Annotated in this window: 12 protein-coding genes; 5 read left to right on the top strand and 7 right to left on the bottom strand. The window is 71.3% G+C overall.

The features are described 5' to 3' along the window. The first annotated feature begins 25 nt into the window (after positions 1-25). From AB0K18_RS14510 to AB0K18_RS14495, 4 genes are all read left to right on the top strand, one after another. Positions 26-3,304 (top strand): LamG-like jellyroll fold domain-containing protein, encoded by a 3,279-nt coding sequence (locus tag AB0K18_RS14510; RefSeq protein WP_364914484.1) that lies wholly within the window; start codon positions 26-28, stop codon positions 3,302-3,304. Positions 3,305-3,694: 390 nt separating this feature from the next. Further along, entirely contained in the window at positions 3,695-4,438 is a 744-nt protein-coding gene (locus AB0K18_RS14505) for an alpha/beta fold hydrolase (RefSeq protein WP_364914483.1), read from the top strand. Between the two features lie 391 nt (positions 4,439-4,829). Next, positions 4,830-5,255, top strand: a complete 426-nt coding sequence (locus AB0K18_RS14500) for a helix-turn-helix transcriptional regulator (protein WP_364914482.1) — start codon at positions 4,830-4,832, stop codon at positions 5,253-5,255. A gap of 5 nt (positions 5,256-5,260) precedes the next feature. Further along, positions 5,261-5,674: a VOC family protein gene (locus AB0K18_RS14495; protein WP_364914481.1), complete on the top strand. Its 414-nt coding sequence runs from the start codon at positions 5,261-5,263 to the stop codon at positions 5,672-5,674. Positions 5,675-5,683: 9 nt separating this feature from the next. On the opposite strand, the gene AB0K18_RS14490 is transcribed toward AB0K18_RS14495, so the two are convergent. From AB0K18_RS14490 to mce, 3 genes are all read right to left on the bottom strand, one after another. Then, positions 5,684-6,922, bottom strand: coding sequence for an AI-2E family transporter (locus AB0K18_RS14490; protein WP_364914480.1), 1,239 nt, complete (start codon positions 6,920-6,922; stop codon positions 5,684-5,686). Positions 6,923-7,065: 143 nt separating this feature from the next. Further along, a complete protein-coding gene (locus AB0K18_RS14485; RefSeq protein ID WP_364914479.1) occupies positions 7,066-8,367 on the bottom strand; it encodes a DivIVA domain-containing protein in 1,302 nt (433 codons plus the stop codon). 204 nt (positions 8,368-8,571) lie between these two features. Further along, complete coding sequence (gene mce, locus AB0K18_RS14480; RefSeq protein WP_364914478.1) at positions 8,572-8,994, bottom strand: methylmalonyl-CoA epimerase; 423 nt, start codon at positions 8,992-8,994, stop codon at positions 8,572-8,574. An 85-nt stretch (positions 8,995-9,079) separates the two neighbouring features. Between mce and AB0K18_RS14475 the strand changes: the two genes are divergently transcribed. Next, a complete protein-coding gene (locus AB0K18_RS14475; RefSeq protein WP_364914477.1) occupies positions 9,080-10,267 on the top strand; it encodes an acetyl-CoA C-acetyltransferase in 1,188 nt (395 codons plus the stop codon). A 140-nt stretch (positions 10,268-10,407) separates the two neighbouring features. On the opposite strand, the gene AB0K18_RS14470 is transcribed toward AB0K18_RS14475, so the two are convergent. The 4 genes from AB0K18_RS14470 to AB0K18_RS14455 form a co-directional block, all read right to left on the bottom strand. Then, complete coding sequence (locus tag AB0K18_RS14470) at positions 10,408-10,698, bottom strand: hypothetical protein (protein WP_364914476.1); 291 nt, start codon at positions 10,696-10,698, stop codon at positions 10,408-10,410. Positions 10,699-10,909: 211 nt separating this feature from the next. Continuing rightward, on the bottom strand, positions 10,910-11,062 hold the full coding sequence (locus AB0K18_RS14465; RefSeq protein ID WP_345397648.1) for a hypothetical protein: 153 nt from the start codon (positions 11,060-11,062) through the stop codon (positions 10,910-10,912). Positions 11,063-11,203: 141 nt separating this feature from the next. Beyond that, positions 11,204-11,875: a DUF4230 domain-containing protein gene (locus AB0K18_RS14460; RefSeq protein WP_364914475.1), complete on the bottom strand. Its 672-nt coding sequence runs from the start codon at positions 11,873-11,875 to the stop codon at positions 11,204-11,206. Between the two features lie 63 nt (positions 11,876-11,938). After that, on the bottom strand, positions 11,939-13,324 hold the full coding sequence (locus tag AB0K18_RS14455) for a hypothetical protein (RefSeq protein WP_364914474.1): 1,386 nt from the start codon (positions 13,322-13,324) through the stop codon (positions 11,939-11,941). Between the last annotated feature and the right edge of the window lie 153 nt (positions 13,325-13,477).

Raw genomic sequence — 13,477 nt, 5'->3', positions numbered from 1 at the left:
CCTGCTCAGCATGGGCGAGGCACGTATGCGATTAGTGCACGGGCTGGTGGCGGCGGCGTTATCGATCACGACTTTGGCGGTGGCACCGCCTTCGGCGGCGGAAAAGGCGCCACGTCCCAGCCCCGTCGCTGGGCGGGCTGCTCCACCGCAACCGGCCGACCCCGAGCGGGCCGCGGCCGCGCGGGCCCGCCGTGACGGGCGGCCGGTCGAGGTGGAGGCCCTGCGCAGCGAGACCCGTACGGTCTTCGCCCAGCCCGACGGCACCATGAAGATGGAGCTGAACGTGCGCCCGGTCCGCGTCCGCAAGGACGACCGCTGGGTGCCCGTGGACACCACCTTGCGTCTGCGCCCCGACGGCGCGGTCGAGCCGGTCGCCGCGGCGGTCGGGCTGACGTTCTCCGGCGGCGGCGACAGCGCGCTCGCCCGACTCTCGCGCGGCGGCAAGTCGATGGAGCTGGGCTGGACCGGCCCGCTGCCCACCCCCACGCTGAGCGGCGACACCGCCACCTACGCCGAGGTCAGGCCCGGCGTGGACCTCCAGGTCACCGCCGACGTGGACGGCTTCTCCCACGTGCTGGTCGTCAAGTCGCGGGCCGCGGCCGAGAGCCTGACCGAGCTGGCGTACCCGCTCGCCGCACAAGGGCTGGAGCTGGAGACCGACGCGGCCGGCAACCTGGAGGCGACCGACGACAACGGCGGCACGCTGTTCATCGCGCCGACCCCCAAGATGTGGGACTCGAAGGGCCTGCCCGACCAGAAGGCGTTCAAGGAGGGCCGCTCGCCCGAGGCCCGCGAGGCCGTCATGGACGTGGAGCTGAAGGGCAAGAAGCTGCGGCTGCGGCCGGATCGCAGGATGATGACCGATCCAGGCACGAAGTTCCCCATCTACCTCGACCCGTACTTCTCGGCCGCGCGCAACGCCTGGACGGCCGTGTGGAGCAACTGGCCCAACTCCAACTACCTCAACTCCAGCGACATCGCCCGCGTGGGGCACGTCGAGTCGCAGAAGAACCGCTCGTTCTTCCAGATGAACACCGGCTCGACCATCCACGGCAAGCAGATCATCTCGGCGACGCTGCGCACGTACGAGACGTGGTCGTACTCCTGCAGCGCCCGCAAGGTCGAGGCGTGGGCCACCAACACGATCAGCAAGTCCACCACCTGGAACAAGCAGCCCTCCTGGGTGACCAAGCTGGACACCAAGAACGTCGCCAAGGGCTGGGGCACGAGCTGCAAGCCCGGCGGCGTGGAGTTCAACGTCACGCCGCAGGTCGTCAACGCCGCCGCGAACAACTGGGCGAACGTCACGATCGGCCTGCGCGCCACCAGCGAGACCGACGTCTACGCGTGGAAGAAGTTCAGGAACAACCCGAGCCTGAACATCGAGTACAACTCCTACCCCGGCGTCCCCGCGGCCGCCGACGTGTGGTCGGACCCGGGCGGCCCCTGCGTCTCCGGTGACGACCGGCCGGTCATCAGCACCGCCACGCCCAAGCTCTGGGCCAGGCTGAAGGACGCCGACAACTCGGTCAAGGGCCGCTTCGAGTGGTACGACGAGGCCGGCACCAAGACCGGCGAGTACGTCACCCCCTCCGGCTCGTCGGGCACCGCCTTCTCCGCCACGATCCCGCAGGCGCTCTTCGCCGACGGCGCGCTCGTCCGCTGGCGGGTGCGGGCCGAGGACGGCAAGGCCAACAGCGCGTGGAGCCCGTGGTGCGAGGCCACCGTGGACGCCACCGCCCCCGGCAGGGAGCCGGTCGTCACCTCCACGGACTACACGGAGAACGGCTGGAGCGACGGCGCCGGCCTGGCGGGCGCGTTCACCTTCGACCCCGACGGCGTCACCGACGTGGTCGGCTACGTCTACGGACTGGACACCACGCCGAAGACCGAGGTGGCGGCGGGCGCCGACGGCCGGGCCACGATCCGGCTCACCCCGTCGCACGACGGCCCGAACGTGCTGTCCGTCCGCAGCAAGGACCGCGCGGGCCAGCTCGGCCCCATCCGCATCTACGTCTTCAACGTCAACCCGGGCCGTCCGCCCGCCGCGCACTGGCCGATGGACGACGGCCAGGGCGACACCGCCGCCGACGCCACAGGGGCGCACCCCGCCACGCTGTACGGCGCCACCTGGACCTCGGGCCGCACCGGCGGCGCGCTCCGGCTGGCCGGCGCCTACGCCCAGGCGTCAGGGCCGGTCGTCGACACCACCCGCAACTACACGGTCGCCGCGTGGGCCCGCCTGACCGGCACCGCCGCCGACGCCACCGTCCTCACCCAGGAGGGCGCGAGGACGGGCGCGTTCGCGCTGCAGTACGCCAAGGCCGACAACCGCTGGGCGCTGGTCGCGCCCGGCGCCGACGCGGACGGCGCACCCGCCGCCCGCGCCCTGTCGGCCGCCGCGCCACGCCTCAACGAGTGGGTCCACCTGACCGGCGTCCACGACTCGGCGGCGGGCCGGATCTCGCTCTACGTGAACGGCAGGCTGGAGGGCACCGCCGCCGTCACCACCGCATGGAACGCCACAGGCTCCCTGACGATCGGCCGCGGAAAGGTCGCCGGGGCGGCTTCGGGCCACTGGCCCGGGGACGTCGACGAGGTGCGCGTCTATGACCGCGCGCTGTTCGCCGACGAGGTCGCCGATCTGGTCAACAGCGCTGCCACGCTGGTCGGCCACTGGAAGCTGGACGAGGAGTCCGGCTCGTCGGCGGCCGACTCCTCGGGCCGGGCGACCGCCGCGTCGCTGTCCGGAGCCGCCTCGTGGACGTCGGGCTGGCTGGACGGGGCACTCGCGCTCGACGGCGCCAACGGGTACGCCCAGACCGGCGGTCCCGTGGTCGACACCAGGTCGAGCTTCACCGTCACCGCCTGGACCCAGCTCGACTACCTTCCTGCCCGCGACAGCGCGGCCGTGGCCCAGCCGGGCAGCAGGGCCGCCGGGTTCCAGCTCGGCTTCGACAAGGAGCAGGGCAGATGGACACTCGGTATGGCGGCCGCCGACACCGACGCCGCCGCCCTCGTACGGACGCGCTCCGACGCCATCCCCAACCCCATGGAGTGGACGCACGTGGCCGGCGTGTACGACGCGCTCGCCGGTCAGCTGCGCGTCTACGTCAACGGGCGGCTGGCCTCCACCACCGTCACCAGCCACCTGAGCACGTGGAACGCCACCGGGCCCGTGCAGCTCGGGCGGACGAAGCTGGCGGGCGTCTTCACCGGCTACTGGCCGGGGGCCGTGGACGACGTCCGTACGTACGACGGGGCGCTGAGCGCGGAGCAGATCGCCGCGCTCGCCGCCCAGTGATCGGCTGATCCAAGGGCCCGGCGGCTCGAAGACGAAGACGATGTACGTCTCGTACGCCGCCGGGCCCCTGGCCTGCCGCCCTGGCGGCGCCCATCGCCGTCGTCGCCGCGCTGCCGAGCCGGTCGTCCGACCAGGAGGCGACGGCGTCGGCGGCGTCGGGAAGGGCGGGACGCTTTCCTGCCATGGTTCACCTCGGGCGCGGGACGGTCGTGCCTGGATTGTGCGGGTGTTTTATGCGGCGGGCAATGTCACTTTTAGGGCGGACATTAGCTGTGTGCGGCATTTAGCGGAATATTTGGCATGGGCCATTGAGTGAATGTCGCCGTGAACCGCGTTACCGTGAGGTCCGTGCAGCTCTACACGAGATCGGCCGGGACCGGAATCCCGCTTGTGCTGCTTCACGCGTTCCCGCTCTCGTCCGCCATGTGGCTGGCCCAGCGCGAAGGGCTGGCCAAGGTCTGCCGCGTCATCACGCCTGACCTGCGCGGCTTCGGCGGGTCGCGGCTGGGCGACGACGAGCCGTCACTCGACCTGATGGCCGACGACGTCGCCGCCCTGCTCGACGCGGAGGGCATCGACAAGGCCGTGATCGGCGGACTGTCGATGGGCGGCTACGTGACCATGGCGTTCTGCCGGCGGCATCCCGACCGGGTGCTCGGCGTCATCCTCGCCCACACCAAGGCCAGCCCCGACCCGCCCCCGGCCAGGGAGAACCGCGAACGCATCGCGCAGGCCGTGCTCGAGTCCGGCAGCGAGGTGCTGGTCAGCGAGGTCCTGCCCGCGCTCATCGGGCCGACGACCAAGGAACGCCGTGCCATGGTGTTCGGCCGCGTCAAGGGCCTCGTCCAGTCGGCGCCTCCCGGCGCGGTGGCCTGGGCCCAGCGCGCGATGGCCGCCCGCCCCGACTCCTCCGACACCCTGACCGCGCTGAAGGTGCCGTTGCTGGTCATCGTGGGCGAGGAAGACGAGCTCTCACCGCCGTCCGACGCCGCCGCCATGGCCAAGGCAGTCCCTGACGGCCGCTTGGAGATCATCCCCAAGGCCGGCCACCTGACCGCCGTCGAACAACCAGAACCCTTCAACGCCGCGATCACGGAATTCCTCCGCACAGACCTCCCCACCCCCCGCCCCTGACCCCAGGCCCCACGCACGGCCCATCTCCGCCACATGCGGGTCCACACTCCGCCCGCCCCGCCACATGCGGGTCCGCGCTCCGCCCGCCCTCGACGTGCGCGCGGAAGTGCGCGGCCTGGCCTGCGTACGGGTCTGCGCGATCTGGCCTGCGCACGGAGCTATGCCCACCCCCGACCGGGACGTGCGCTTGTGGGGGCGGGTGGTGGCTCTTGCCCGGGTGGGGACCTGGCCCACCGCCCTTGGGTGGGGGATGGTGTGGGGTGGGTGGCTTCGGCCGGGCGCGGAGCTGTGCACCCACCCACCCACCCCCCACAAGAAGGATGTGCAGTTGTGCGGCGGGGCTGCTCCCGGCACGTCGGGGGTTGTCGGTGGGGTGTGGCATGCTGACGGCGTGACGCTTGAGGACCTGGTTCGGTTGCGGCGGGCGCGGGATGTGATCAACCGCGACTACGCCGAGCCGCTCGACGTGCCCGCGCTGGCGCGCGTCGCCCTCATGTCGCCGGGCCACTTCTCGCGCAGTTTCCGCGCGGCCTTCGGGGAGACCCCCTACAGCTATCTCATGACGCGCCGCATCGAGCGGGCCAAGGCGCTGCTGCGGCGCGGCGACATCTCGGTGACCGAGGTGTGCTTCGCGGTCGGCTGTACGTCGCTGGGCTCGTTCAGCTCGCGCTTCACCGAGTTGGTCGGCGAGAGCCCGAGCGCCTACCGCGCCCGCGATCACCACGAGCTGGCCGCCGTCCCGTCCTGCTACGCGAAGATCTACCTGCGGCCGGTCCGCCATCATCCGGGCAAGACCGCCGACCGCCACGTAACGTGACGGGCATGGACATCCGACTCAACACCTGCTTCATCGCGGTCGACGACCACGACAAAGCGCTCGCCTTCTACCACGACATCCTCGGCCTGGAGGTACGCAACGACGTCGGCTTCGAGGGCATGCGCTGGATCACCCTCGGCTCGCCGTCACAGCCCGACGTCAACATCGTCCTTGAGCCACCGCTGGCCGACCCCGACGCCTCGCCCGCCGACCGTCAGGCCATGGCGGAGCTGCTGGCCAAGGGCCTGCTGCGGGCGGTCATCTTCGAGGTCGGCGACTGCGACGCCACGTACGAGCGCATCAGGGACGCCGGCGGCGACGTGCTGCAGGAGCCGATGGACCAGCCGTACGGCGTGCGCGACTTCGCCGTCCGCGACCCGGCGGGCAACCTGTTGCGCATCAACCAGGCGGCCAGGTAGCGCGCCCGCTCAGGCGCGGTCCTGGCGGGGCACCACGACCTCCCTGATGACCAGCGCGATGGCCGCCGCCACCGGGATGGCCAGCAGCGCGCCGACGATGCCGAGCAGCGCGCCGCCGAACAGCGCGGCGATCACGGTCACCGCGGGCGTGACATCGACCGAGCGCTTCATCACCCGGGGATAGACGAAGTAGTTCTCGATCTGCTGGTAGACCACGAAGAAGATGGCGCAGGCGATGCCGGCGGGCAGCGAGTCGAGCAGCGCGACGCCGGTCACGATCACCGCGCCGATCGTGGCGCCGACCAGCGGGATCAGGTCCGTCAGCGCCACGACGAGGGCGAGCGCGAGCGCGTACTGGACGCCGATGATCGACAAAAAGATCCAGGCCAGCACGCCGGCGATCAAGGAGATGAGCACGTTGCCCGCGACGTAACCGCCGATGCCGCCGAGGATCTCCTCGCTCATCGCCCGCGTACGCGCCCGCCGCGAGGCAGGGACGAGCTTGAGCAGATACTCCTTGATCGTATGCAGCGAGCCGAGGAAGTACAGCATGAGCACCAGAAGCGTCACCGTGGTGAAGACGCCGTTGAGCACCACCAGCCCCGCGCCCATGATGCCGCTGGCCAGCGCCGGCCCCAGCGTGGTCGTCACGAACGTGCGGATCTGGGGGAGTATCTGGTAGTCGGCGTCGAGCTGCCGCAACGTCGGATGGTTGCTCAGCTCGGTGAGGTAACCGGGCACGGCGTCGACGAACTCGCTGAGCTGCTTGCTGACGGGCGGCACGATCGCCAGCCCGAACAGCACGAACGCCACGATGACGCCGATGAACACGATGGCGATCGCGCCCCGCCTGGCCAGGCCCCTGCGCTGGAGCGCCTCGACCGCGGGGTTGAGCCCGACGGCCAGGAACATCGCGACGACGACCAGGATGATCGTGCTCAGCGAGGCCATGATCATCTGGGCGAGCGCGAGCGCCGTCAGCACGCCGAGCCCGCCGACCAGCCCGAACAGGAACGGGCCGCGCGCCAGCGGCTTCCCCGGCAGCCCGTACGGCGTCTCGCCGCCGTCGGCGCCCTGCTCCCGCACCTGCTCCTGCGCTGGGGAGCGCGCTGGGGAGCGCTCGGAGTCCTCGTGCCGGGAGCCTCCGGAACCGCCCTCGCGGGAGCCCCCGTCCGCGTCGGGCACGGGATCGGCCGAAGGGGTGCGGGCTTCGTCCCGCTCGGTCGCGGGTCCGGCGTCTGCCGACAACGGGGAACTCCAGAAAGGCTCGGTGACAACGCAGCATGACGGGCTCGTACCGGTTCGTACACGCCCGACGGCAAAGAGAGAGCCTAGCGACCGTGTGATCGCCAGGCTCTCCCCAGCCGTCGTTCAGCCCCCGTGTGCGGTCGTTACTCCTGCCACCACTCCGCGTCGTCCTCGGCCTTGGCCTCAGCCTTGGGAGCGGGCGTCGTCGCCGGAGCGGCCGGCTCGGCGGCCGGCGCCGCGGCGGCGGCGAGAGCGGGCTTCGGCGGAGCCGCGGTGACCGCGGCCTCGGAGGACTCCATGCCCGGCAGCGCGGCGCCGCCGAGGAGCTGGCGGAGCTGGGCCAGGTGGCTGGTGATGCTGTCACGCTGGCGGGTCAGCTCGTCGACCTGGCGCTGCATGGCGGTGCGGGTGCGCTCGGCCTCGTTCTTCGCCTCGGTGACGATGGTGTCGGCGCTCGTCTTGGCCTCGGCCACGATGGTCTCGGCGCTCTTGCGGGCGTTGGCGACCAGCTGCTTGGCGTGCAGATCGGCCTCGCGGCGGGTCTGCTCGGCCTGCTGCGTGGCCTTCGTGGCCCGCGACTCGGCGGTGGCGGCGCGCTGCTCGGCCTCGGCGACCAGCTTCTGCGTGGCGGCCTGGGCGGTGGCGTGGCGCTCGGCCTCCTGGCGCTCGGCCTCCTCGCGGCGGGCGGCGAGCTGGATCTCGAACTCGGCCTCGTCCTGGGCCCGCTTGGCCTCGGACTCCTCCAGCACCCGCTGCGCCTGCGCGCGCATCTCGTCGGCCTGCCGCTTGGCGGTGGTCAGCACCTCGTCGCGCTCGCGCTTGGTCGAGGCCCGCAGCTGGGCGACCTCGCGCTCGGTCGTGGTGCGGAGCTTGGCGATCTCCCGCTCGGCGTCGGCGCGCTTCTCCGCCACCTCGTGGTCGGCGGTGGCGCGCAGCTTGGCGGCCTCGCGCTCGGTGGTGTTGGTCAGCTCGTCGGCCTCGCGGCGGGCGGTGGAGCGGATGTCCTCGGCGTCGCGCTCGGCGGACGTGCGCATCTCGTCGCTCTCGCGGGCGGCCTGGGCGCGCTTGTCGGCGGCCTCGGCCTCCGCGGCGGCGCGCAGGTCGGCGGCCTCGACCTTGGCGGCGGCCTTGATCTCGTTGGCCTCGGACCTGGCGGCCTGGACGAGCTCGGTGGCCTGCTCCTCGGCCAGGCGGAGCAGCTGCTCGATGCGGGCGCCGAGACCGGAGTAGGTGGGGCGCTCCTGCTCCTGCAGCTGGCGCTGGGAGTCGGACAGGTCGCGCTGGAGGGCGGTGACCTGCTCGCGGGCCTGGCGGAGCTCCCCGTCGAGCTGCTTGAGATGGTCGTGGACCTGGTGCCGGTCGTAGCCGCGCAGCACCACGTCGAACTCGCGTGCTGGGGCGTCCTCGAAGAAGTTGTTGAGCTGGGCGTCGATGTCGGACTGCATGGAGGCTCGATCCTGGGTTGTCGAGACGGCTACACGGGCCGGACGGGGGGTTCGGGGCATCCGTACCAGGAGCCTGTGCCTCTCGGCAGGCCCCATGTCCGGTGGAAGGTCAAGCGTACTCCGCTGGTGCCGCGTGCGAAGCCCCGTCCAACTTTCTGCGTGACTAGTTACATATGAACGGTTTTTACGTTTTGTGGTGGTTTGCTATCGCTTGGCGGCTTGGACCAGCTCTGTAAGCATTCCGCCCACGTCCTTGGGATGCAGGAACGCGATTTCCGAGCCCATCGACCCGTGCCTGGGACGCTCGTCCAGGAGTCTCACACCTTTCTCGCTGATCTGGGACATGGCCTCGGCGACGTCGGGCACCCCGAATGCCACGTGATGGACGCCCTCGCCCCGCTTAGCCAGGAATTTTCCCACAGGCGAGTCGTCGGAGAGCGGCTCGAGGAGCTGAATGTAGGAGCCCCCGCCTTCGCCGTCGGCGATGTGCAGCATGGCCTCCTTCACCCCTTGCTCCTCGTTGACCTCTCTGGCGACGACCTCCAGGTCGAACAGGCGGGAGAACAGCTCGATCTTCTCCTCGAGGTCGCGGCAGGCGATCCCTATGTGGTCGATACGCAGGAACATGTGTGGTCCACCTCCATGGCGAGCGGTGTCGTACCCGTGGGTATGGTGTCAAAGACCCGACGCGCGAGCACAGGAGGCCGTTGTCATGTCAGGTTCCGTCATCGTCGCCGGAGCTCGCACCCCCATCGGCAGGCTGCTCGGTTCGCTGTCCGGGCTGCAGGCCGTCGAGCTCGGCGGCATCGCCATCAAGGCGGCGCTGGAGCGGGCCGGGGTCGCGCCCGACGCGGTCGAGTACGTCATCATGGGCCAGGTCCTCCAGGCCGGTGCCGGGCAGATCCCCTCACGCCAGGCCGCCGTCAAGGCCGGCATCCCGATGACCGTCCCCTCCATCACGATCAACAAGGTGTGCCTGTCGGGCCTCGACGCCATCGCGCTGGCCGACCAGCTCATCAGGGCGGGCGAGTTCGACATCGTGGTGGCCGGCGGCATGGAGTCCATGACCAACGCGCCCCACCTGCTTCCGGGGCTGCGCAGGGGCGTCAAGTACGGCGGCTCGGAGGTCGTCGACTCGATGGCGCACGACGGCCTGTTCTGCGTGTTCGACCAGTGCGCGATGGGCGAGTCCACCGAGCGCTACAACGCCAGGCTCGGCATCGGCCGCGAGGAGCAGGACGACCTGTCGGCCCGTTCACACCAGCTCGCCGCCGCCGCGATCAAGAACGGCGTCTTCGAGGACGAGATCGTCCCCGTCGAGATCCCGCAGCGCAGGGGCGAGCCGGTCGTCGTCAAGGAGGACGAGGGCGTACGCGGTGACACCACCGCCGAGACGCTCGCCAAGCTCCGCCCCGCCTTCGCCGCGGACGGCACGATCACCGCGGGCTCCGCCTCCCAGATCTCCGACGGCGCCTGCGCGGTCGTCGTCATGTCGAAGTCGAAGGCCGAGGAGCTGGGGCTGCCCTGGCTGGCCGAGATCGGCCGCCACGGCAACGTCGCGGGCCCCGACGCGTCCCTGCAGTCGCAGCCCGCCAACGCCATCAAGCACGCCATGGCCAAACAGGGCGTCACGGCCGACGACCTCGACCTGGTGGAGATCAACGAGGCGTTCGCCAGCGTGGTGCTCCAGTCGGTCAAGGAGCTGGGCGTGCCGCTCGACAAGGTCAACGTCAACGGCGGCGGCATCGCGCTCGGCCACCCCATCGGCGCGTCGGGCGCCCGCATCGTGCTCACGCTGGCCCACGAGCTGCGCCGCAGGGGCGGCGGGCTGGGCGCGGCCGGTCTGTGCGGCGGCGGCGGCCAGGGCGACGCGCTGCTGATCAGCGTCCCCAGGTCCTGAGCCCGAGGTCAGACGCGCTGCTGATCAGCGTCCCCGAGTCCTGAGCCCGAGGTCAGACGCGCTGCTGATCAGCGTCCCCGAGTCCTGAGCCCGAGGTCAGACGCGCTGCTGATCAGCGTTCCCGAGTCCTGGGTCCGAGGTCAGGGGTCGGGCTCCGTCGTCATGCGGACGTCGGCGGCGTCGCCGGTGGCGATGACGCCTGAGTTGTCGCCCTTGACGACCACGGAACCCGGTCCTGGGCCTGCGGGCGGGTCGCCGCGGATCATGCCGTACACCGAGACTCCCAGCCCGGCCAGGCCGACGAACGCGCCGATCACCCCGGCCAGTTTGTCGGCCTCGTCCAGTCCCGCCCGCGCGACGTAGACGACCAGCCCCGCCAAGGCGACGACCGCGACCGCGGAGCCGCTCCACACCAGTGCGCGCCTGCTCATACCGACATCATCCTCCGTGCGCGGACGATTGCACAGTGTGACGACGTGTGGGCGGACGCGAAGCCCCGGTCCGCCAGGAACGGGACCGGGGCCTCGTGATGCCGTCTCCCCGAGCCCGACCAGGATTCGGGCCGGGAACGCGGCCGCCTCCGTTAAGGAGGCGCTTCAGCCCGGCCGCGAGGGAGGGTGCGGCCGGGCTGCTTGTGGGCGGTCATGAGGACAGCAGGCGGGCGAACACCGAGCGGTGCCGGCGCTCGGCCGGCCGCTCCTGCCCCGCCTCGCGTGCGCGGCGGTGCTCGGCGGCCGCGCGGCGCAGTTCGGAGGCGTGGTGCTGCATGACGGTGTATTCGAGTTCGGCGTGCATCGAGTGCTCCTTCGGTTCGTTCCCTGCACTCTTAAGACTCCGCCTAAGGCCCCCATCCGCACATCGGGCGGATGTCCTATCTCTCGGCATCGGCGCCGACGGGAAGTACTTAGACGGGTGCGAGGAACGCCTAAGGCGCCTCTAGGGCTCGTCGGTGAACTTCACCGTGACCTTCGTGAAGCCCAGCGACCTGAGCATGCCGGACAGCATCGCCTTGGTGTTGGCGTCGGCCCTGGCCCGCAGGTCGCTCGCCACGGCGGCCTCGGTGATCTTCTTCTCCGCCAGGAGATAGAGCTCGCGCTGGTCGGCGGGGGAGCCGGACAGGAAGTCGCTCACCCGGTCGAACAGGCCGCGCTGGTGGGCGAAGACGTAGGAGCGGTTGTTGTCCAGGTTCGGTTTCTCGAGCTGCGCGCGCGGCACGCGTACGGTGGCCTCGGTGCGGTCCTGCGACACCGTCACGCCGTTGGTGGCGAGCGTCGAGAAGTCCACGTACGCGTCCACGCCGCCCGCGCCGACGAACAACGTGCGCGTGCCCTTGATGGCGTCCGGCAGGAACGCGGCGTCCTTCTCCAGGTCGACGACCACCTGGAAGTTCCCCGTCGCGGCCTCGAACCTGCTCAGGTCCTTGATGGACTGCAGCAGCACCGGCTGGCTGCGGTCGATGGTCCGCTCGCCCAGCGGGTCGAGCCACGACCAGGCCAACCGCCCGGCCACCACCAGCAGCACGGCCACGACCAGCAGGCCCGCCGCGAGCCGCCACCACCGGCGCCGACCCGTGGCCACCGCGGGCGGCGTCGTCTGGGAAGTCGTCATGCGAGCATGACTACCCGCTGGGCGATCATCAGTGCCCGCCCTATGGTGACAACTTGGCTCCTTTTAGGAGACGTCCCCGGTGTTGGCCACCGCGCTCACCCCGCCCGCGCCGGGCGTCTGCGGCGCTGACCTGGCGGAACCGCCGGGCGTCGGGTAGACGGGGTAGACGTGGCTCGACTCCGGGGTCGGGCGCACCGACGGGGTCATGCCCGCTTGCGCGGGGCCGCCGCCGAAGTGGGTGCTCGACAGCCGGCAGCCCTGGAAGTCGGTGTAGAACATGCGCAGCCACTCGCGGCGCTGCGGCTCGCTCAGCGAGGAGAACCACTGGGTCGCATATTGGTGCTCGGGCAGCGGGGTGCCCGGCAGCGGCTCGCCGCGCAGCCAGGCCGTGACGATCTGGCGGTAGCCCTCGGCGACCGTGGTGGGGCAGCGGGGCGCCAGCGACTCGACGTACTCGTACGCCGCCTCCTCGGCGAACCCCGCCGACAGGTCGGGCACGTGCACGGGGGCCAGCCCGTTGGCCGGCTTGAGCGCGTCGTCCAGCGGGCGCTGCTCCACCCGCGTGAACGCGGCGGGCGTGCCCGCGAGCCGTGAGGCGATCTGCGTGAACGCCGCCCCCAGCTCGGTCAGCCCCGCCCGCATGCCGGGATGCACGCACACGGTGATGGGCCACTCCTGGCAGCTGTAGGCGATGTCCACCGCCGCGGCCGGCTTCGCCTGGGTCAGCACCCGTGAGACGCCCATGCCGGCCGCGAGCACGGCGAGCAGCGCGCACGCCAGCACCATGGCCTGCCTGGTCACCAGCGCAGCCCAGCCGAGCAGCAGCGCGGCGGTGAGGCCGAGCAGCCAGATCGTCTGGTCGAAGAACGGCGCCCCGCTGAGCCCCTGGAACAGGTCGTACGGCTCGCCGGTGCCCGGCGCGAGCTTGTCGGCCCACCCGCGGTCGTCGGCCAGCCACGAGAACACCCCGTAGCAGGCCAGCCCCGCGATCGGCGGCGTGTACGGCTTCGGCACCACCCATCCGGCCACCCACCCGATCACCGAGTAGAGCGCCAGCCCCGCCATGCCCATGCCGAGCCCCGACAGGCTGAGCCGGCCGGCCTGGTCGGTGAGCACCGTCTTGACGGCGAGCACCAGCACCGTGGCCCCGAACGAGCCCAGCACCACCATCACGATCGCCAGCGGCGCCTTGAGCGCCCGCCACGTCGTGAGCGAGCGCCCGCGCAGCGCGCGGCGCTTGCGCAGCGCCACCCAGGCGGCGAAGGCCGCGGCGACGGGCCCGGTCAGCCGGAGCGAGCCGATGACCGCGGCCACGATGTTCTCCCACGCGTCCACACCCGGGATCAGGACGTTCCACGCCGCGATCAGGCCGACAGCAAGCAGGACGGCAACCGTGACGGCCGCGCTGTGCTTCAGCTCCTCCCGTGAAACGCCCGCGTGCTCACGCACCCTTGTCCCCGTTGACGTTCATCAAGCACCCCCCGTGCCCCTAGGCGATGCGGCCGCCGCGCGGTCCTGGCCCGTCCCCACAGGCCGTGGACTTGGCGTCCGCGTCACCATACGTACGAGAACCATAACTGAGCGTGATGATTGACGTCCGGA

Origin of the sequence: Nonomuraea sp. NPDC049421, assembly GCF_040677005.1 — a bacterium.
In the GTDB taxonomy this organism is placed as follows: Bacteria; Actinomycetota; Actinomycetes; order Streptosporangiales; family Streptosporangiaceae; genus Nonomuraea; species Nonomuraea salmonea.
The sequence above is the reverse complement of the archived record's forward strand: the minus strand, read 5'-3'. Positions and strand labels throughout refer to the sequence as shown.

Bases quoted from the DNA above. Each gene is read 5' to 3' on its own strand.
- AB0K18_RS14510 (WP_364914484.1), top strand. From the start codon at position 26: ATGCGATTAGTGCACGGGCTGGTGGCGGCGGCGTTATCGATCACGACT.
- AB0K18_RS14495 (WP_364914481.1), top strand. From the start codon at position 5,261: ATGGACATCCGACTCAACACCTGCTTCATCGCGGTCGACGACCACGAC.
- AB0K18_RS14485 (WP_364914479.1), bottom strand. From the start codon at position 8,367: ATGCAGTCCGACATCGACGCCCAGCTCAACAACTTCTTCGAGGACGCC.
- mce (WP_364914478.1), bottom strand. From the start codon at position 8,994: ATGTTCCTGCGTATCGACCACATAGGGATCGCCTGCCGCGACCTCGAG.
- AB0K18_RS14475 (WP_364914477.1), top strand. From the start codon at position 9,080: ATGTCAGGTTCCGTCATCGTCGCCGGAGCTCGCACCCCCATCGGCAGG.
- AB0K18_RS14470 (WP_364914476.1), bottom strand. From the start codon at position 10,698: ATGAGCAGGCGCGCACTGGTGTGGAGCGGCTCCGCGGTCGCGGTCGTC.
- AB0K18_RS14465 (WP_345397648.1), bottom strand. From the start codon at position 11,062: ATGCACGCCGAACTCGAATACACCGTCATGCAGCACCACGCCTCCGAA.
- AB0K18_RS14460 (WP_364914475.1), bottom strand. From the start codon at position 11,875: ATGACGACTTCCCAGACGACGCCGCCCGCGGTGGCCACGGGTCGGCGC.